Source organism: Micromonospora sp. CA-240977 (genome assembly GCF_050942285.1).
GTDB lineage: Bacteria > Actinomycetota > Actinomycetes > Mycobacteriales > Micromonosporaceae > Micromonospora.
Window position 1 is genome coordinate 2,150,437 of sequence record NZ_CP192055.1, and the last position, 19,116, is coordinate 2,169,552.

General features: G+C 69.1%; 17 protein-coding genes. 7 read left to right on the forward strand and 10 right to left on the reverse strand.

What is annotated here, in order from left to right; all coding sequences use genetic code 11:
- Nucleotides 1–28 precede the first annotated feature (28 nt).
- Together ACQPWW_RS10075 and ACQPWW_RS10080 are read right to left on the reverse strand one after the other, a co-directional pair.
- Nucleotides 29–1,087 (reverse strand): hypothetical protein, encoded by a 1,059-nt coding sequence (locus ACQPWW_RS10075; RefSeq protein WP_433131341.1) that lies wholly within the window; start codon nt 1,085–1,087, stop codon nt 29–31.
- Nucleotides 1,088–1,275: 188 nt separating this feature from the next.
- On the reverse strand, nt 1,276–1,506 hold the full coding sequence (locus ACQPWW_RS10080; protein WP_433131343.1) for a hypothetical protein: 231 nt from the start codon (nt 1,504–1,506) through the stop codon (nt 1,276–1,278).
- A gap of 93 nt (nt 1,507–1,599) precedes the next feature.
- Between ACQPWW_RS10080 and ACQPWW_RS10085 the strand changes: the two genes are divergently transcribed.
- Complete coding sequence (locus ACQPWW_RS10085; protein WP_433131345.1) at nt 1,600–2,337, forward strand: TetR/AcrR family transcriptional regulator; 738 nt, start codon at nt 1,600–1,602, stop codon at nt 2,335–2,337.
- Nucleotides 2,338–2,401: 64 nt separating this feature from the next.
- On the opposite strand, the gene ACQPWW_RS10090 is transcribed toward ACQPWW_RS10085, so the two are convergent.
- The gene (locus tag ACQPWW_RS10090) at nt 2,402–3,736 is read right to left on the reverse strand and encodes a cellulose binding domain-containing protein (RefSeq protein WP_433131347.1); all 1,335 of its coding nucleotides are present in this window, start codon (nt 3,734–3,736) and stop codon (nt 2,402–2,404) included.
- Between the two features lie 836 nt (nt 3,737–4,572).
- Here ACQPWW_RS10090 and ACQPWW_RS10095 point away from each other — a divergent pair.
- From ACQPWW_RS10095 to ACQPWW_RS10105, 3 genes are read left to right on the forward strand one after another with little or no spacing between them, the layout of a single operon-like run.
- Nucleotides 4,573–5,508: a hypothetical protein gene (locus ACQPWW_RS10095; protein WP_433131349.1), complete on the forward strand. Its 936-nt coding sequence runs from the start codon at nt 4,573–4,575 to the stop codon at nt 5,506–5,508.
- A 19-nt stretch (nt 5,509–5,527) separates the two neighbouring features.
- Nucleotides 5,528–6,391 (forward strand): peptidyl-prolyl cis-trans isomerase, encoded by an 864-nt coding sequence (locus ACQPWW_RS10100; protein ID WP_433131351.1) that lies wholly within the window; start codon nt 5,528–5,530, stop codon nt 6,389–6,391.
- The gene (locus ACQPWW_RS10105) at nt 6,388–6,816 is read left to right on the forward strand and encodes a hypothetical protein (protein ID WP_433131353.1); all 429 of its coding nucleotides are present in this window, start codon (nt 6,388–6,390) and stop codon (nt 6,814–6,816) included. Before ACQPWW_RS10100 ends, ACQPWW_RS10105 begins: the two co-directional genes overlap by 4 nt.
- A gap of 30 nt (nt 6,817–6,846) precedes the next feature.
- On the opposite strand, the gene ACQPWW_RS10110 is transcribed toward ACQPWW_RS10105, so the two are convergent.
- Nucleotides 6,847–8,079 (reverse strand): RNA polymerase sigma factor, encoded by a 1,233-nt coding sequence (locus ACQPWW_RS10110; RefSeq protein ID WP_433131355.1) that lies wholly within the window; start codon nt 8,077–8,079, stop codon nt 6,847–6,849.
- Nucleotides 8,079–8,432, reverse strand: a complete 354-nt coding sequence (locus tag ACQPWW_RS10115) for a YciI family protein (protein WP_433131357.1) — start codon at nt 8,430–8,432, stop codon at nt 8,079–8,081. The genes ACQPWW_RS10110 and ACQPWW_RS10115 overlap by 1 nt, the downstream gene beginning before the upstream one ends.
- A 370-nt stretch (nt 8,433–8,802) precedes the next feature.
- Between ACQPWW_RS10115 and ACQPWW_RS10120 the strand changes: the two genes are divergently transcribed.
- Nucleotides 8,803–9,162 (forward strand): hypothetical protein, encoded by a 360-nt coding sequence (locus tag ACQPWW_RS10120; RefSeq protein ID WP_433131359.1) that lies wholly within the window; start codon nt 8,803–8,805, stop codon nt 9,160–9,162.
- Between the two features lie 92 nt (nt 9,163–9,254).
- On the opposite strand, the gene ACQPWW_RS10125 is transcribed toward ACQPWW_RS10120, so the two are convergent.
- On the reverse strand, nt 9,255–10,733 hold the full coding sequence (locus ACQPWW_RS10125) for an arabinofuranosidase catalytic domain-containing protein (protein WP_433131361.1): 1,479 nt from the start codon (nt 10,731–10,733) through the stop codon (nt 9,255–9,257).
- 418 nt (nt 10,734–11,151) lie between these two features.
- Here ACQPWW_RS10125 and ACQPWW_RS10130 point away from each other — a divergent pair, with 418 nt between their 5' ends.
- Nucleotides 11,152–12,189 carry a LacI family DNA-binding transcriptional regulator gene (locus ACQPWW_RS10130; RefSeq protein WP_433131363.1) on the forward strand — a complete coding sequence of 346 codons (1,038 nt, stop codon included), beginning with the start codon at nt 11,152–11,154 and terminating at the stop codon, nt 12,187–12,189.
- On the opposite strand, the gene ACQPWW_RS10135 is transcribed toward ACQPWW_RS10130, so the two are convergent.
- The 4 genes from ACQPWW_RS10135 to ACQPWW_RS10150 all read right to left on the reverse strand — a co-directional run bounded on the left by ACQPWW_RS10135 (nt 12,176) and on the right by ACQPWW_RS10150 (nt 16,970).
- Entirely contained in the window at nt 12,176–13,888 is a 1,713-nt protein-coding gene (locus tag ACQPWW_RS10135) for an amylo-alpha-1,6-glucosidase (RefSeq protein WP_433131365.1), read from the reverse strand. The two genes, ACQPWW_RS10130 and ACQPWW_RS10135, sit on opposite strands and share 14 nt — an antisense overlap.
- Nucleotides 13,889–13,920: 32 nt before the next feature.
- The gene (locus ACQPWW_RS10140; protein WP_433131367.1) at nt 13,921–14,745 is read right to left on the reverse strand and encodes a carbohydrate ABC transporter permease; all 825 of its coding nucleotides are present in this window, start codon (nt 14,743–14,745) and stop codon (nt 13,921–13,923) included.
- Complete coding sequence (locus ACQPWW_RS10145) at nt 14,742–15,581, reverse strand: carbohydrate ABC transporter permease (protein ID WP_433131370.1); 840 nt, start codon at nt 15,579–15,581, stop codon at nt 14,742–14,744. The genes ACQPWW_RS10140 and ACQPWW_RS10145 overlap by 4 nt, the downstream gene beginning before the upstream one ends.
- Before the next feature lie 150 nt (nt 15,582–15,731).
- A complete protein-coding gene (locus tag ACQPWW_RS10150) occupies nt 15,732–16,970 on the reverse strand; it encodes a sugar ABC transporter substrate-binding protein (protein WP_433131372.1) in 1,239 nt (412 codons plus the stop codon).
- 299 nt (nt 16,971–17,269) lie between these two features.
- Between ACQPWW_RS10150 and ACQPWW_RS10155 the strand changes: the two genes are divergently transcribed.
- On the forward strand, nt 17,270–19,105 hold the full coding sequence (locus ACQPWW_RS10155; protein ID WP_433131374.1) for an RICIN domain-containing protein: 1,836 nt from the start codon (nt 17,270–17,272) through the stop codon (nt 19,103–19,105).
- The last annotated feature ends 11 nt before the right edge of the window (nt 19,106–19,116 follow it).

Genomic DNA, 19,116 nt, shown 5'->3' on the forward strand with positions numbered 1-19,116 from the left:
AGTTCCGGGCCGGCGTGCCGGCGCGCCGTCACGCGCCGCCGCTCAGCGCCCCCGGTACGGTGCCGGCGCCTGCCGTCCGTTCCGGACGCGACCGGGTGCTGAGGGCGTAGCCGACGGTCGTGACGCCCATCGAGACTCCCCAGCCGAGGAACACCAGCAACGTGGCGGTCACCGCCCACCCGTCCCACACGTCCGACCACGACAGCTCACCGGAGAGGAGTCGTCCGACGAACATCGCGCTGCTCAGCACGCCGTACACGACAAGCGTGAGCGCCACCGTCCCGGCGGGGACCACCGCCAGCAGCCGGGGGACCGGTCGACCGCCCAGGCCCGGCATCCAGCGTGGAAACTGCTGCCCCCACCGCTGCACCAGCCCGAGTACGAGCAGGCCGGCGACCGGTGGGACGACAGTGATCGCCACCCCCGTCAGCGTCGACAGGTCGTTGTCGATGTCGTTCAGTGCCTGCTCGGAGATGCCGAACGGAACGCCGAGGACCCAGAGCCCATGTGGCAGGGCCCAGCCGACCACCGGCAGGGCGACCGCCACGTACGCCCAGCGGCGCGTCCAGCGGGGCACCGGCCGGTAGCCGGGCGTCACCGGTCCGAGCCGAGGGCCGGACGCGTTCGCCAGCCCGGCGAACAGGATGCCACCGGCCAGCAGCGCGAGCCGGGCGCCGAGGTCACGCCAGTCCGAGGGGCGTCCGGTCAACGCCGCCGGGACCTCGAAGACCAGGTGCAGCGGGAACGCGGTGACCATCAGCAGCGCCGCCGCGAGCCAGCTACCGATGGTCGCGGCACGGCCGGGGTAGCGGACCGCGCACACGACCACCGCCGCGAGGGCGACGCCGACCGCCAGCGCTCCCCAGCCCGCCCAAAAGGGCAGCGTCTCGACGTGGTCGGCACCGCATCCCCCGGCCGGATCGACCAGAGCGGTCCGGTCGCAGGCGGTGTACGCCCATCGACCGCCGGCGATCCAAAACAGGCGCAGGGTCGCCTCGCCGACGAGGAAGAGGGCGCACGCCAGCGCCCACTGTCTTACCCGATCGGCGGCTGCCGGTCGGTGCGTACGAGCGGTGCGGTCGGACATGTCGCTCCCCTACGGACGGTGCGGGGCCGGCTCACCGGACCGTTGGTCGAGGCGCGGTCCATCCGCCCCGGAGACCAGCAGCCACCCGCCGGCAATCACCAATTGATGATCTGCGGGGGATGGACGACTCCTCTTCCCCGGCGCGGGGGAGTGCGCTCCCTCCGCGGAGGGGACGCCGCGGGCTCCACTCAACCGGCCGTGTCGGAGCAGACCTCCACGTCGTAGAGGAGCTGCACGTGGCGGCGGCCGTTGGTGATGCCGACGAAGATCGGGTCACCGGCCGGGGTGCGGCCCTGGCGCCACGCCTCCTCCCGTGCTGCTTCCCGCGACTCGTGGTGTGTCTTGCCGTCCCGGTGTAGCTGGAGAACGCGGCGGGCGGTGATCCGGTCGCTGTCGAGGTGGATTCGCAGCAGAGGCATTCGCCAACCTCCTTGCCGATGTAACGGCCGTCTTTGTCTGTTCAATTAGCTTACCGACGTTAAGTTGCCTGTCCAGTGCATTAGAGTGGCCCCATGACCAGCGCAGAGCCGGGCGTGCCGCCGACCACCTCGGTCGGACGACGAGACAGCCGCACGTCACCGCCGGTATGGCTACGTGCGGAGGCCGCTCGTTCGCGCCGGAGAGCGCCGCTGACCCTCGTGCGCATCGTGGACGCGGCGGTGACGCTGCTTGACGACCGTGGCGTCGAGGGTCTGACCATGCGCCGCCTGGCTCAGCACCTCGACGTGACGGCGACCGCCCTCTACTGGCATGTGACGACGAAGGACGACGTCCTGGACCTGGCCGTTGACCGGATCTTCGGCGACGTGCCCATCCCGGTCGTGAGCGGCGACTGGCTGGAGGACGCCCGCCTCCTCGCCCGAGCGTGGCGCGCCGCGATGCTGCGCCATCCCTGGGCACCGAGTCTGGTCGGACGTCCGATGCTCGGGCCCAACGTCCTCGCCCGCACCGAATTCCTCCAGGCGGCGCTGGTGCGCGGCGGCTGTCGCGGACTTCCGCTCGCGGTGGCCACGCGGATGCTTGCCAACTACGTCATCGGCGCCGCGCTCACCGAAGCCACGTGGCATCAGACCGCGGACCCGCAGGCGCGGGCCGCGGCCCGCGACCACATCGCCGCGAGGGCCGACGAGTACCCGACCCTCGACGCCTCCGGCCACCTCGACGAGACCCGATGGAACGACGACCTGCTGTTCGAGGAGGGCCTCGACGGCATCCTTCGGGCGGCAGCGCGGACCGGGCCGCCGCGCTGACCGGCGCACCGCCGCTGCGGAGGCCCGGAGCCAGTGGCTCCGGGCCTCCGGTGTCGCTCGTCGCTCAGGGGCTGGTGCAGGTGATGGCGCCGGGTGGGGTGGCGCCGTTGCCAGTGGCGGTGAACCCGAAGGTGGTCGACGCGTTCGGCGCCAACGTGCCGTTGTAGGCGGCGTTCCGGACGGTGACGGTGCCGGTGGTGCCCGAGTTGACGCCGCCCCAGAGGCTGCTGATGGCCTGGCCACTGGCCAGCGTCAGACCGACGGTCCAACCGTTGACGGTGGCGGCGGTGCTGTTGGCGACGGTGACCTCACCCTGGAAGCCACCCGGCCAACTGTTGACCAGGCTGTAGGTGGCGGCGCAGTTGCCGGGCTCCCCGGTCGGGGGCGGAGTCGTCGGCGGGGGCGTGGTCGGCGGGGGCGTGGTCGGTGGAGGCGTGGTGGGCGGGGGCGTGGTGGGCGGGGGCGTGGTCGGCGGGGGGGTGGTGGGCGGAGTGGTGGACTGGAACTGACTGAAGAATCTCCAGATCTCACCCGAGGTCCAGGTCCTGCTGTCGTTCGGGCTGGACGATCCGTCGACCGGGCTGGGGGTGTGGTCTCCGTCGAACGCGGCCCACTGCACGGGATAGCCGGCTCGGCAGCCCGCGTAGGTGGTGGTGATGTGGGTGAGGCTGCCCCGGCTTGGTTCGCGCGGGTTCTGCGCGGTGCAGCCGTTGTTCCTGACGAAGGTGTCGCGCAGCGCACGGCCCTGGGAGATGTTCAGCACGCTGTCGTAGATGCCGTGGATGCCGAAGTAGGGGACGGGTTGGGTGCCGCCGTTGCACCCGCTGAGGTTGGCGCCGGACAGGACGGCGACAGCGCGGATGACGGTGGGTCGGGCGCAGGCCACGGCGTAGCTCATCGCCCCGCCGTAGCTCCAGCCCAGAGCGAAGCGTTGGGTCGTGTCGACGCAGAGGTCGTTCTCGACCTGCCGGGAGATGTCGTCGAAGAGGGTCAGGTCGCGACCGTTGGTGTTGGCCCAACCAGCGTTGATTCCCTGCGGCGCGACGAAGATCGTAGTGTTGTTCGACAGCGGCGCAAGCCCGTAGTAGCCGGCTGAAGCGACGTTGCTGGCCGAGCCGTTCAGCCAGTGGAAGCCGAAGACCAGCCGGTACGGCTTGTTTCTGTCGTAACCGTCCGGGATCCGCAGGATGTAGGTGCGACTCTGGCCGCTGCTCTGAATGGTGCGGGTCCCGTTGGTGAGCGTCGGGGCCTTGCCGCAGCCTGCGGTGGCCGCGAGCGTGCCGTTCGTCGCGGCCACCGCCGCTCCCCGCAGGCCGCCGTTCAGCACGCCACCGGCGGTCGCCGCGAGGAGAACCGCCGCGCCCGCGATGAACGAGAAGACTTGTCTCTGTTTTGCCATTGCGTGACTCCTTGCCACTGGTCGTCCTGTGGTGGTGGTGCGCGGGACCGGTCCCGGCGACCGCCGGCCGTGCCCGTTGTGACAGCAGGTTGGTGGATGACGGCTCGCGCCCCGCCGTCAGCGGTCGGGTCGTCGGGCGGACGGGGCGGTGAGGTGGTGATCGGTGGCTGTGGCACTCCCAGGTGCCGGAATACGGCTCCCCTTCCGTTGCGGGCCGGCGTGCGGTCGGTGCGGCGTGCACGGGTGGCGTGCGGGCCGTACCGCCGCTGTCGGGTTGTCCGCGACGGGCCTTGGAAGCTGGGGCATGCAGCCGGACCCAGGTTGTCCGGCAACCGCCTGCGGTCGCCTGGCATCGGCGGAGCGGCCCGGACTGGTCACCGACTGGCAAGGGCGGCCGGAGAGCGTCGCCCTCGGCGTGCCTTTGTCGATCGACTCTCGTGATTGGGAGCGTGCCCTTCACTCCCGCGCCGAAAGATAGCATGTTATCGATAACATGCTCAACCGCCCGCGTCGTCCTCAGGTGCTCTGAACAGGTATCACTTGCCGATCTGCCCGGGCGTCGCGCGGTGCCGCGGCTGGGTGCCGGCCGTGCGTCGACGGCGGTCCGCCAGCTCGGGTCCGCCGCGTCCTATGTACCCGAGAAGTGCCGTGGTCGAGACCTCGACCAAAAGATCCTTTAAGGACTTGCATTGACGCATGTACATTTATCAACGAGGATGGACGGCGGTAACATTTAGCGGGGGGTGTTATCACGTGTGGCGGTCGATTCATCGCCATTCGAAAGAGCGACTAGTTCTGCTGCACCCCCTACCGGACCTCACGAGGGGATGGCATGCATGAAACGTACGCTCGGAGTACCTCTGCTCCTCGCCAAGATCTTGGCGGTCGGCTTCGCGGTGGCCCTGGCTGCGCCAGGGTCCGCGCCGGCCGCCGCCGCGGCGTCGCTCCAACCACTGTCCACAAACGACTTCCGGGCAACCGAGTCCTCGGCCGACCGTGACTCCGGCACATTCGCCCGCTCGGCCACGATGATCGAGTTCTCGGCCGAGGCCAAGAGCGCCGTGGCTGCGGAGGTGTCCCTGTCCGTGGCCGGCAAGAAGTTCACCGCCAGCAAGGACATCAGCAAGGGTGTCGCCAACTGGTCCGGTGGCGGGGCTTCGCTCCAGCCCGATGAGCGCACCGCGCTCGGCGCCTTCGCCAAGTCCCTCGAATCGTCCTGGGTCAAGCCGGCCAATGCCGCCAAGACGCCGGTCTCGCTGCACCGGGACCTGACCATCCGCCTCGCCATGCTGGTCGCCGAGGCGCCGGTCGGCACCAAGATCGGCAACCTGGAGGTGCCCCGCCCGGTGGAGCGGTACGGCCAGCCGAAGGTTCCGGACATGAAGCTCGCTGCCGAGTCGTGCGTCAAGGAGGGCACCTCGGTTACCGCGCCGAACAGCGCGGCCCGGAGCGCGGTGCTCGCCGCGTGCCAGCAGAGCAACGAGGACGGCATCCTCTACACCGGATGCAATGAGAACGCGTGGGTTGTCCACGACGCCGACAGCCACTGTTTCCTGGGCGAGAGCATCTATGTTGGCCCGGCCTCGTACGACTGCATGGGTAAATGCGGTGGTGGTTGTTTCATCATCACCGGATACACCTATGACTGTGCGGACCACGATCGCTGCGGTCGTGAGCACGGCGGATCGACGAATCCGTGGGACGCCGAATGCGGCGACGAATATTTCGAAGCCGATGACGACTTCCTGTATTCAAGCAACCAATGCGGTTAGAGTCTGAGGCCCTCGTACGATGAAGCGACTGCTGATGTCCGTGGCGCTCGTCATGCTCGCGGTCTCGGCGTCCGGGTGCGGGTCCACCGAGAAGTCGGTGGACCCGCCACCGAACGCGCTGGCCACGGTGGCGGGCGAACCAATCACTGTCGAACGTGTCCAAGCACTCATGCCTGATGATCCCCTGCCGCCGGTGGTGGTGGTGGGCGGCTACTCCGGACCCTGGGGGGAGGCACTGAACCTGGCGATCCGCGACGAGCTCCTGGTGCGTGAAGCCGCTCGCCGCGGCCTCAAGGCGTCAACCAGAGCCGAACAGATCGCCAGCCTCATCAAGGAGGAGCAGCGCGACAATCCCGGCTTCACCATCGACAACATCACCGACGACGAGGCACGGTCCTGGTATCAGGAGCATCGCAACCTGTTCGGCGACGTTGCTCTGGCCGAGGTGGCCTGGGCGGAGTTCGCGGACGGTGACCAGGCCAAGAAGGCAATGGAGCGGGTGGCCGGCGCGGATCAGCCGACGTTCCAGCGACTGCTCCGCGAGGACAAACCGACGAAGAGCGGCACCGCCACGATCGACGATCAGCACGACGAGGTCGATGCGATGATCACCCGGGCGGCCTATGCGATTGCCGCCGCTGGTGGGATCGGGCTGTCCGCCGACCCGAAGAACAAGCGCTGGTGGGTGGTCCGCGTCGAGCGGATCTCCTTCGAAACGGTCGCTTGGGACGAAGCGCTGGCCTACCGTGTCAAATCGGCGATGACCGCGTACCGTCAGGACGAACACCTGCGCCAGCTCGCCGACTCGTTGCGGAAGAAGTGGCCGGTCCACGTGTACGAGGCGAGGCTCGCTGACGTCATGAGGACGGAGGAAGCGAAATGAACGTGGCTACCATCGCCGGCGGCCTTGTCGCGCTCTTCATTGCCGCTGCGGCGTTCGTGAGCCTACGCAGGCGCGGTGCGGCATCCGGATCGATCGGTCTGCTCCTGAGAATCCTCGCGGTCGCCGCCACAGCCTGGATCGTCATCGCGCTGTTGCCGTTCACGATCGACGACAGCGGTGGCGCCGCCAGTTATCTGCTGGGCGTACCGGCGGTTGCGGCCATCTGTCCCCTCATCGCGGACCTGACCCACCGTGCCGTCGCCACTACCACAACCGTCGCGGCACTGGTGATCCTGGTGTGGGCGCTCCTGCTGGGCCTCGGTGTCGGTCTCTGGTTCGTCCTTCCGGCCCTGCTGCTGGGGGTGGCGGCGATAGCCACAATGGCCAGCCGAGGCGCGACGGTGCCGAGCAAGCAGGATGCCTGAGGCCGGCTACGACGCCTGAGGTGCTGACCCTTACAGATGCCGCCTGACGTCCGTCAACCGTTCGGTGAGGAAGGCGCGCTCCACGTCGTTGTCGGTGAGGGTCAGCGCCTCTTCGTAGGCCGTCACGGCCTGGGGCCACCGCCTCAACCGGCGCAGGAAATCAGCACGGGCGGCGCTGAGATATCCGTAGGTGGCCAGGGCCGGATCGGCGAGCATCGGTGTGAGCGCGTCGAGTCCGGCTTCGGGGCCGTCGCGTAGCCCGATCGCCACCGCGCGGTTGAGGCCGACGACGGGCGACGGCCACAGCCGGAGCAGAGCGCCGTACAGCCCGATGATCTCGTTCCAGTCGGTGTCCTGCCAGGTTGGCGCCTCGGTGTGTACGGCAGCTATCGCGGCTTCCAGGGCGTACCGGGTCGGTGGCCGTCGGCGCAGCGCGTCGGTCAACAACGACCTGCCCTCGGCGATGAGCTGCCAGTTCCAGCGTGTGCGGTCCTGCTCGGACAGGAGCACCAGCCGCCCGTCGACGGACAGCCGGCTGTCCTGGCGTGCCGCGGTGAGCAGCAGCAGTGCCAGCAGCGCGCTGATCTCGGCGTCGGTCGGCATGAGCAGGTGCAGCATGCGGGCCAGACCGATCGCGCAGTCCACCAGGTCCTGCCGCACCAGGTGCGCGCCCACCGGCGCGGTGTGGCCGGTGGTGAAGATGAGGTGGACGACCTCGAGTACGGCGCTGACCCGCTCACCGAGTTGATCCGGGCCCGGTACCCGGTACGGGATGCGGGCCGTGGCGATCTTCCGCTTGGCCCGGGTGATCCGGGCGGCCATGGTGCTCGGCGGCACCAGGAACGCGCGGGCCACCTCCGTGGTGGACAGCCCGCACACCAGGCGCAGGGTCAGGGCGACCTGCGCCTGCCGGGACAGGGCGGGGTGGGCGCAGGTGAAGATGAGGCGCAGCCGGTCGTCGACCAGACCATCCTCGGGACCCGGCATCGTCTCGTCAGCGACGAGCAGTGGCATCTTGCGCCGGAACACCGACTCGCGGCGCAGGACATCCCGGGCCCGGTTGCGAGCGATGGTGGTGAGCCAGGCGCCCGGCCGGTCCGGGATGCCACTCTCGGCCCAGGTCTCCAGGGCCTGTGCGAACGCGTCCTGGGTGCACTCCTCGGCGAGATCGAGGTCGCGGGTCAGCTGGGCGGTGGTGCTGAACACCTGGGCCCAGTCGCGGCGGTGCGCCTGCGCGACCGCCGCGACGACCGTGTCGTTCATCAGTGGTGGACCACCGGACGGATCTCCACACCGCTGTGAGCCGCCTGCACCTCGGGAAGCAGTGCCGCCAGAGCCAGCACCTCGTCCAGGTCGGCCGCCTCCAGCAGGTAGTAGCCGCCCAGTGCCTCCTTGGTCTCCAGGAACGGACCGTCGGTCGTCTCGAGCTGACCGAGCGCGTCCGAGCGCAGCGAGGTGGCGGTGGGCGCCGTCTCCAACTGGTGCCCGCCGATGATCCGATCGCCGGCCTCGGCCACGAACGCCACGTGGGCGGCGTCGTGCGCCTTCCACTGCTCGTCGGTCATCGCGTCCCACTGTTGCGCGTCACCGTAGATAAGGATCATGTACTTGGCCATGTCTCGTATCCCATCGTGTGCGGGCCCCGTCGGTGGTGGCCCCTACATTGACGACGAGCCAGCAGGGCTCCGGATCGACAGCCGGTACGACTTTCTCGGTCCGACGACCGGAAAATCATCGCAGGCTCCGGGTTCCGGTAACGAGCGCCCGACGGCGCGGCCCGCTTCGGGCGCGAGGAGGATCGACATGGCAACCAGGCGGCAGGTGCTGTTCATCCAGGGCGGCGGTGCCGGGGCACGCCGATCTGTACGCCGACGTCATTCCGCAGGCGCGGCTGCACCTGCTGGCCGGGCGCGATCATCAGCTCAACGACGACCTGAGGGAGTTGGCGAGGATGATTGAGGATGTTTCGAGGGAGGTGGGGGACGCATGACCCGTGGACGGGTGTTGGTGGTCGGCCTCGATCCGGCCAGGACCCCTGGCTGGGATCCCGCGCCGGTGGTGGCGGCGATTGCACGCGGTCAGGCCCGCTTCGATGATCTCGGCATTGCGGCCGACCTGTGTCTGGTGGCGCCCGACGAGGACGCCGAGAGGGCGATCGTCGAGGCGCTGACCCGGAGAGATTACGCCTGCGTGGTCGTCGGTGGCGGCATCCGCAAGCACGAGCCACTACTCGTGCTCTTCGAGAAGGTGGTCAACCTCGTCCGGCAGCATGCTCCCGGCGCGGCCATCGCCTTCAACAGCAGCCCCGAGGACACTGCCGATGCCGCGCTGCGCTGGCTGCACTAGGCCACTCTGGGCAGGCGCGTCCGACGCCACCGGCGGTGCCGCCTCCGCGGATTGCGCGGAGGCGGCCCGACCGATCGGATGGTGGCGCGGGGTCAGCTACGGGTGGACCACTGCTGGTTCTGTTGTCCGTTGCAGGCCCAGAGGAGGAGCTTGGTGCCGTTCGCGGTCCCCGCTCCGTTGGCGTCGAGGCAGAGCCCGGACTGGACGCCGGTGATGGTGCCGTTGGCGTTGATGTTCCACTGTTGGTTGGTGCCGCCGTGGCAGTCCCAGATGATCGCCTGGGTGCCGTTGGTGGTGCCCTGGCCGTTGGCGTCGAGGCACTTGTTGCCGTACACCTGGAGTTGTTTGCCGGCGGTGTAGGTCCAGCGTTGTGCGGTGCTGTTGCTGATGCAGTCCCACAGTTGCACCTGGGTGCCGTTGGTGGTGGTGCCGTTCGGCACGTCGACGCAGCGGCCGGACTGGCCGCCGACGACCTGCACGCCCTGTTGCGGGTTTCCGCCAGCGGCCGGTGCGTACCCGGCGGCGGCGATGTTGGCCTGCACGGCGTCCTCGGTCGCGGCCGTCGGGTAGCCGGAGGTCAGCACGCCCTCGAAGAAGGTGCCCCGCCCGGTGATGCTGTTGTCGCCGCCGATGCCGAGCAGAATGGCCCCCTCCTTCTTCATCGGGTTGTAGCCGTTGGGCCGGCGTCCGTCGAAGTAGGTGGTCAGGCCGCCCGACTGGGCGCTTCCGCCCCGGATGGCCCAGTGGTTCGGCTCGCCCTTGACCATCGCGGTGACGAATCGGTGGTTGATGGACGCGATGTTGTTGTAGCCCGCGTTCACCCCGGAGAACAGCCCCCACTCCAGGTCGGCCATGATCCAGGGGCCGGCGCCGGCGCCGTAGCCCCACTGCTTGTTGGCGCCGAAGTAAACGGTCTCCATGATCGCGCGCTCGTCGGCCAGGACGTTGGTCTGCGCGTTGCCGTAGTCGAAGCAGCACCACTGGTTGTAGTGCGTGCCGTCCACGACGGCGTAGATGCCCTCGGGCTGGTCGCCGGTCGCGACGCCGTTGGTGTTGTTGTTGCGGTATCCGGTGCCGGGCGCGATGTAGACGCCGTACGCCTTCTGCCCACCGACGGTGACCGGTGCCGCCTTCGCGTCGGCGAGGTTGTCCCATCCGCCGGGCGCAGGGCCGGAGAAGCCGCCGGGGGGCGCCTGGGTGAGGCGGTTGTTGCGGCCGGACTGGTCGTAGAGGATGGTGATGACGCAGGTGGTGTTGGCGCAGAACGAGTCCTGGGTGGCGGCGTTGACGTAGCCACCCTCGCTCAGCACACCGATGTCGCGGGTGGTGTTGTCCGAGGAGCGCCGGACCTGGTAAAGCGGGCCGTTGTACGCGCCGTACAGGGCGCGGGTGGTGCTGTGCGCGGCCACGCAGGGGGTGCCACCCGAGGCGTAGATGTCGCACGGTCCCGTGCCGGCGGCGCGGGCGATGCCGGGCGCGTCCGAGACCACGTAGATGCTGGCGCCCAGGGCGAGGACCAGCAGGGTCCCCGTGGCGGCCAGCAGGCGACGGAGTCGTCTCTTCACATTCATCGGATCCTCTCGGTGGTGTGGTGGGGCGGTGGTGACGGGTCGAGCTGCCGCACTGGCCCCGGAGCGGCGCGGTTGGCGCCGTCGGCGGTGGCGCTGTCGATGGGTACGGTCTCGGCGGAATGGACGACCGCGGTGCGGGATTACGCCTCTACCGGTCCACTCCGACATCACACGTCACACCTTTTTACATTAATGCGCATCCATATCTTGCGCCAGCCTTCGGCGCTGTCGCGTCCGGTTCGGCGACCACCCGGATTAACATCGACAGGCATCCGTCTCGCCGAGTGCCGGAATCGTCGGTTGTGCCCGTGCTGGCTGCGGACTTCCTGACTCGGACCCGAGATCCAGGACGGATATGCTCAGCAGCGAAAGACGGTGCGTCCCCGTGTCGGGGCAATAATCGATTCGAGGGCGCGGTATGAACATCGGGGAGATCGCCCGCCGGGCGGGGGTGTCCCGCAGCACCGTGTCCTACGTGCTGAGCGGGAAGCGGACCGTGTCGGAGACGACCCGGCAGCGGATCCAGGCGGTCATCGACGAGCTGGACTACCGACCGAACGCCAGCGCCCGCGCGCTGAAGGAGGGGCGCACCCGCACCCTCGGCCTGGTGATTCCCCCGGCGAGCCAGCGGTTGACCGACATGCAGTTGGGTTTCGTCGCCAGCGTCGTCGAGGCGGCCGCTCGCCACGACCTGGATGTGCTGCTGTCGCCGTCCGGTGGTGACCATGACCGGTCGTTCGAGCGGATCGTCACCGGGCGTCGGGTGGACGGCGTGGTGCTGATGGAGATCCGCCTGGCGGACGACCGGGTGACCCGCCTGACCAGGGCCGGTCTGCCGTTCGTCACGATCGGGCGGATAGCCGAGCCACAGGACATGAGCTGGATCGACATCGACTATGCCGGGCTGATCGCCCGCTGCGTGCACCACCTGGCCGATCTGGGGCACCGGCACGTGGCGCTGGTGAACCGCTCCGCCGAGTTGGTGGCCGCGGGTTACGGCCCCAGTCACCGAGCGCTGGCCGGCTTCCGGGTGGCGGCGGTGGAGCGGGGCCTGACCGGCGTGGAGGTCTGCTGCGGCGACGACACCGCCTCCGGCGAGGCGTGCGTGGAACAGTTGCTCGTGACCCATCCCGACGTCACGGCCATCGCCACCATCAACGAGGCCGCGCTGCCCGGAATGCAGCGCGCGCTGACCGGTGCCGGTCTGTCCGTGCCCCGCGACTTCTCCGTCACCGGTGTCGCCGCCCAGCACTGGGCGGAGGACTTCCGCCCGCCGTTGACCGCCGCTGACGTCCCGATGGTCGAGATGGGCGCCGAGGCCGTGGCGCTGCTGCTGGAGAGCATCGCCGCCCCCGACGCTGTGCCACGCCACCGGCTGTACAGCCCGCCCATCTCGTTGCGGGCCAGCACCGGTCCGGTCCCGGCCCGGCGGGTGGACGCGGCTACCCCTTCGTGACCCGCCGTTCCTCCTGACCAGCGGCCAGAATGAGATAGCTGCTGGCGGTCCAGGTGTACGCGCGGTCCCGGAGCCCGGCCCCGGTCTCGGCGTCGAAGTTCTCCGCGAATCCGGACTTCTCACACAGCGCCAGGAATCGTCGACTGATCTCGTCGGCGATCCTGGTCTGCCCGGCCCGGCGCAGGCCGTCCTCGACCAGCACGGTCGACGGCGCCCAGATCGGGCCACGCCAGTAGCCGTCGGCGAGATAGTGCGCCGAGTCGGTCGGCTCGGTGGCCAGCCCGTGGGTGGTCAGGTGGGTTTCGACGCCCCGGGTCAGCGCGGCGGCGACCGGAGCGGGCAGGTCGGCGCCGAGCGCGACGGGCATCAGGTCGAGCAGGCTGCGACTCGCCCGCCGATGGCCGGTGTGCGGGTTGCGGGAGGTGAAGCGTTCGCCGTCCCACAGGTCCCGCAGCATGGCGGCATGGATCCGGTCGGCCTCCCGGGACCACTGCTCGGCGGGCTCACCCAGCTCGGTGGCGAGGTCGGCGAGGCAGCGCAGCTGCGACACCAGGAACGCGGCGAGGTCGGCCGTCTGGAGGACCCGGTTGCCGTCGAAGGTGGTCGCGTTGTCCCAGCCGCTGTCGTTGCCGTGCTGGTAGTGGGGCAGATCGTGGCCGGGGGCCCGACGCGCGTCGAGCCAGAACCGGGTCCAGCGGGCCAGCCGGTCGTACGTCTGCGCCAGCGCCGCCCGGTCCGGTGGCTGGGGAAGGCGTCGACGCAGGTGCCGCAGGGCCCAACCGTGGATGGGCGGCTTGACGTAGTTGTGCAGGACCTCGGAGTGGGTGACCGAGTCGGGGAGGGCGCCGGCCTCGTCCTGGTGGTCGAAGGGCAGGTGGAACTGGTGCCAGGCCAGCTCCGGCTCGCCGGCGGCCAGGGCGATCGCGTTGAAGCAGTGGTCCCAGCTCCACACCTTGTCCATCCAGTGCTTGGACATCAGGACGGCGGGCCGGGTGACGAAGCCCGCCGGGGCGACGGTGGCGGACCACAGGACGTAGGCGGCGAGTTCGGCGGCCGGGGTCTCCGCGCCGCGCCACGGCGCGACCGCGTCGACGAACGCGCTGAACTCGGCGGCCCGGTCGCGACACAGTTGGTCGAAGGGGACGGACCCGGCGTACGGGCGGCGGGCGGTGGCGTACTCCTCGATCGCGATCTCCCAGGGCTGGTCACCGGGAAGGTCCACGCAGCGGTCCGCGGTGCCGAGCGCCTCGACCCCGGCGGCCCGTTCGAGAGCGCCGGAGAGCACTGTGATCCGGTAGCGGCGACCGGTCTCGTACGAGGTGAACACGTGGGATCCGTCGACCGGGTCGTGGTAGAGGTAGGTGCCGCTGAACGGGGTGAGGGTGGGCGCGGCGGCGGCCACCCGCAGGCCGAGCCGCCGGCCCCGGATCCGCAGGGTGTCCGGCCCGTCGTAGACGGCCTCGATCCGGTCGGCGCCGTTCCGCCAGGTCAGCAGCGCGGGAGTGGCGACGACGGTGGCGTCGGCGGCCGCGGGGGAGAGCCGCAGGACGGGGTGTAGCCCGGTCTGGTGGGAGACCAGGTGCAGATCGTCGGCGTACGTCTTCTCGGCGACCACCGGGGAGATGTTGAACCAGGCTCCTCGGTAGCTGAACGGGATGTCCTGGACGGGGAACTCCGGACCGGACGGGGCGACGGTCATGGGTGGCGGGTGCCTTTCTGTGGTGCGGGTGGTCAGTCCTTGACGGCGCCGGCGGTCACGCCCATCGAGACGTAGCGCTGGGCCAGGATCAGCAGCACCGCGGCGGGGATGGAGGCGACGACAGCGGTGGCCATGATGGCGTTCCACTGCTGGTTGTTGTTGCCGATGTAGTGGTAGATGCCGAGGGTGATGGGCTGCTGGTCGGCGCCGCCGGCGAGCGTCGAGGCGAAGATGAAGTCCGACCACGACCACAGGAACGCGAACAGCGACACAGTGACTATCGAGTTGCGGCTGACCGGGAGCACGACCGACCAGAACGTCCGCAGCCGACCGGCGCCGTCGACCACGGCGGCCTGGAGCAGCTCGTCGGGAATTCCGGACATGAAGGCCGTGAAGATCAGCACCGCGAACGGCACCGCCAGCGTCGAGTCGGCCAGGATCAGACCGGGCAGGGTGTTCAGGACGCCGAGACTGAGATAGATGGCGTAAAAGCCCATCGCCATGATGATGCCCGGGATCATCTGGGCGATCAGCAGGACGAAACTCAGTGCCGTGCCGCCGGGGGGCCGCAGTTTCGCCAGCGCGTATCCGGCGGGGGCGGCCAGCGCGACGGTCAGCGCCACAGTGCCGAGACCGACCAGGAAGCTGGTGCCGAGGTACGGCAACTGTTGGTCGAGCACGGCCCGGTAGCCGTCCAGCGTGCCGTTGGTCGGGAAGAGGTGCGGGGGAGTGGCCCGCATGTCCTGGTCCCTGGTGAACGACACATTGATCATCCAGTAGACGGGGAAGAGCATCAGCCCGGTCAGCACCAGACCGACGACGGTCTTCCACCAGACCCGAGGTGTGGAGGTGGTCATGGCAGGTTCTGCCTCCGCTGGATCCGGATGTAGACGAGGCCGGCGATCAGGGCCATCACGATGAGCAGGTTGCCGACGGCCGCACCCGGCCCGAACTCGGGCAGCAGGTTGCCGAAGCCGAGCCGGTAGGACCAGGTCGCGAGCGTGGCGGAGGAGTTGGTCGGGCCACCCTTCGTCATGATCCAGATGATGTCGAAGACCTTCAGCGTGTAGATCAGCCCCAGCAGCAGCGTGATCGCGGAGACGGGGCGGAGCAGCGGGAAGGTGATCCCCCAGAACCGTTGCCAGCCCGATGCGCCGTCCAGCGCGGACGCCTCGTACATCTCGACCGGGATCGCCTGGAGCCCGCTGTACAACACCACAAGGTTGAACGGGATGCCGATCCAGATGTTCGCGATGATCACCGAGGCGAGCGACCAGCCCGGCGAGGTGAGCCAGTTGACCTGGTCGATCCCGACGGCGCCGAGGGCCGCGTTGACCAGCCCGGAGTCACTGTTGAGAAGCCACGACCAGGTCGAGGCCGAGACGATCAGCGGTAGCAGCCACGGTACGAGGATCAACGCCCGCAACGTGCGGGACAGGGGAAAGTTCTGGTGGAAGAAGAGAGCCAGCGCCATGCCGATGGTGAACTGGAAGACGAGCGACGCGCCGGTGAAGACCAGGGTGTGCGCCAGGGTGGACCCGAAGGCCGGATCGGTCAGGACCGTCCGGTAGTTGTCGAGGCCGGCGAAGGGCGCGCCGCCCTGCACGAACGAGCGGACGGTGTACTCGCGCAGGCTCAACTCGAGATTGCGGTAGAGCGGGTAGGCGTAGAAGGCCGCCAGGTAGAGGGTCACGGGTGCCAGGAAGCCCCACGCCAGCCATCGGTTGGGCCGGCGGGCGCGGGACGGGGGAGGACCGGGTGGGGCGGACTTCGCCGCCCCACCCTGATCCGGTACGGCAGTGGAGCTGTGTGTCGTGGGGAGCATGGTGTCGGTTCGGCGCGGTTACCTGGTCGCGGCCTGCGCAGCGGTCAGCGCCTCGCCCGGTGACTTCCCACCGCTGAGGGCCGCCTGCACCGCGGTCCACAGGGATTCCGAGATCTTCGGGTACTTCGTGCCGAGGTTGTCACCGGTGCGGCCCTTGGCTGCCCGGACCGCCTCCACCCAGACCTTGAGCTTGGGGTCGGCGGCGGCCTGTCGATCCTGCACGGCGGCGACGGGTGCCACGTAGGACAGCGTCGTGTCGGTGGTGAGCAGGTTGTCGGCGTTGGTGAGGCAGGCGACGATCTTCTGCGACGTCTCGTACCGGCCGGTCTTCTTCTGCACCGGGATGGAGACGAACTCACCGCCGGTGGGCGCCGGGGCCGGGCCGCCCGCGCTGGCCGGGATCGCGATGGTGCCGTAGGAGAAGCCGAGCTTCTCCGCGTTGGCCAGCTGCCAGGTGCCGTTCTCGGCGAACGCGTAGTTGCCGGTGGCGAACTCCTGCCAGCTCGTGGTCTGGGTGTTGTTGATTACCGAGTTCGGGGCTAGGCCCTGCTTCAGCCAGTCCGACCAGAGCGTCAACGCGGACACCGCCTGCGGCGAGTCCAGGCTGGTCAGTTGGGCTCCCGAGCCCCAGAACCAGGGCAGGAACTGGAAGCTGCCCTCCTCGGTGCCGATCGCGGAGAAGGTGATGCCCTTCTTCCCCTTGGCCTTGACCGTGGTCAGTGCCGTGGTCAGCGACGGCCAGTCCTTGATCGAGGCCGGATCGACGCCAGCGGCTTTCAGCAGGTCCTTGTTGTAGTAGAGGGCGAGGGTGTTCGCCCCGATCGGCACCCCGTACGTCTTGCCCCCGCTCTGACCGGCGCCGAGCAGGTTCGTCGCCATGGCCGAGACGTCGAGCTTGTTGTCGTCGGTGGTGGTGAGCGCGCCGGCCTCGGCCAGTGTCGAGATGACCGGGTTGTCCACGATCAGCACGTCCGGTGAGTTGCCCTGCTGGGCGGCGAGCAGGGCCTTGTTTGTCAGGTCGGTGGTGTCGTAGCCGGTCCGCTCGACCGTCGCCCCCGCCGAGGTGCCGCACTTCTTGAGCAGTGCGACCCACTCGGAGTCGGCGGCGAACTGCGGATACGGGTCCCAGACGAGGTAGGCGCCGCCGCCGTCGCCGGACCCGTCGCCGGAGGACGACGAGCAGGCGCTGCCGGTCACTGCGGCAAGTGCTATCACGGCGACGGCGGCCAGACGCCGTCGACGACTGAGTCCTGTCATGTGGTGCCTCACTTCAGTCGATCGTCAGGTGGGGTGTGCGGGTTGACCGTCGCGGGTCGGACGCCGTCCGACCATGAGGCGAACCGATTCGACAAATCGGTTCGCACGAAGATAGGTCTGTCGTTGCCGGCTGGTCAAGGGATGATCGGGTGTTCTGAGGGTTGCGCTGTGAAACGCCACCTTCACCGCGTCGTCACTTCATTGACATGGTTCAGTCCCTGGTCCTACGATCCGTGCGAATCGATTCGCAAGCGCAGCCCTCCGGAGAGCGTCCCCCGCGCCCCACCAAGGAGCCGCCCGTGAAAACCCCGTCCCCCGGCAGGTCAGGACGAGCCCGCCCGCTCGTCGCTCGACTCGTGGTCGGCCTTCTCGCCGCCACCGCCGCCGTCACCGTCGCCGCGTCTCCGGCCCAGGCCGCCGACGAGTCGATAAGCGTCAACTTCGCCACGGACAACGGCACGCCGACCTACCGCGCGTCCGGCTGGATCTACGGCATGACCGAGAACGCCAGCGGTCCGGCCGACCACTTCTACCGAGACGTCAAGTTCCAGTCCATGCGCGCCGGCGGCGCGCAGCTCCCGGGCAGCGGCTGGGTCGGCGGCACGTACGACCGTCGGTGGAACTCCACAGTCGCCCAGGCCCGTCGCACCACCGCCCTCGGCGGCAAGTTCATCATCCTGCCGCACGACCTGTGGGGTGCCGACGGCGCCGGAATCTCGCGCTTCCCCGGCGACAACGGCAACTGGACCGACTACGACAACTTCCTGACCCGGCTCATCACCGACGTCCGGGCGTCCGGGCTGAACGTGCAGTGGGACATCTGGAACGAACCCAACATCACCATCTTCTGGAACCGCCCGATCTCCCAGTACCTCGAACTGTGGCGCCGCACCTACCAGCGCCTCCGGGTGGAGTTCCCCAACCAGCTCATCGTCGGGCCGAGCTGTGCCTGCGTTCCGTCGACAAACCACGCCTTCTGGAACCAGTACCTGGACTTCGTCCGCTCGACGAACACGGTGCCGGACATCATCAGCTGGCACTCGCTGCCGGGTGACCCGGTGGCCAACGTCGCCGCCGCCAACGCCACCCTCGACCCCCGTGGGATCGCCCACCCACGGCCCTACCAGATCAACGAGTACGGCGCGCCCGACGAGCAGAACCCGGCCGACGGCGCCTGGTACATCGCGCGGCTGGAGCGGGCCCGGGCCGACGGCCTGCGGGCGAACTGGGCCAGCGGGGGCAGCCTGCACAACGACCTCGGCAACCTGTTGATCCGCAACTCGGCCGGGCAGCACCAGCCCAAGGGTGAGTGGTGGAACTACCGCTTCTACGCCTCCCAGACCGGGCAGATCGTCGGGGTCACCCCCAGCCAGTCGTACGACGCGTTCGCCACGAAGACGACCGGCACGGCGAAGGTCCTCATCGGCGGTGGTCGTACCACCGGGAATCTGACCGTCAACCTGCAACGCCTGGACACCACAAGCGGCATCGTGGAGAACAACCAGGTCCGGGTGCTCACCCAACGCATCCCGCACAACGGCGGCGGCGCCGTGCCGGGGCCGATCACGGTCTCGAACAGCGTGGTCGGCGTGTCCAACAACAACGCCACGGTGAGCGTGCCGTACACCAACCAGACCGACACCTACGCCGTCACCCTGCTGCCCCCGTCGGACGGTGGCTTCCAGTCGGTGGCGGTGGCCCAGCACTCCCAGCAGTGCCTCAACAACGCCGGCCTGAGCACCGCCGACGGCAACGGTCAACAGCAGAACTACTGCGACGGCGGCGACCAGCAGCTCTGGAACTTCCGCCCGGTCGCGGGGGTGGCCAACACGTACACGGTGGTCAACCAGCAGAGCGGCAAGTGCCTCGACGTCAGCGGGACGTCCACCGCCGACGGCGCTGCCGTCACCCAGTGGACCTGCCTGAACAGCTCGAACCAGCAGTTCACCCTCCGCAAGGTGACCTACTCGGGCAACGACTCGCACGACTACCAGCTGGTTGCCCGACACAGCGGCAAGTGTGTCGATGTCAACGGCGTCTCCACGGCGGCTGGCGCAACTGTTCTCCAGTGGACCTGCAAGGCGGTCAACCAAAGCAGCTCGTTGAACCAGACCTGGCGGCTCCTGGGGCGGTAGTCGTCCCGGGG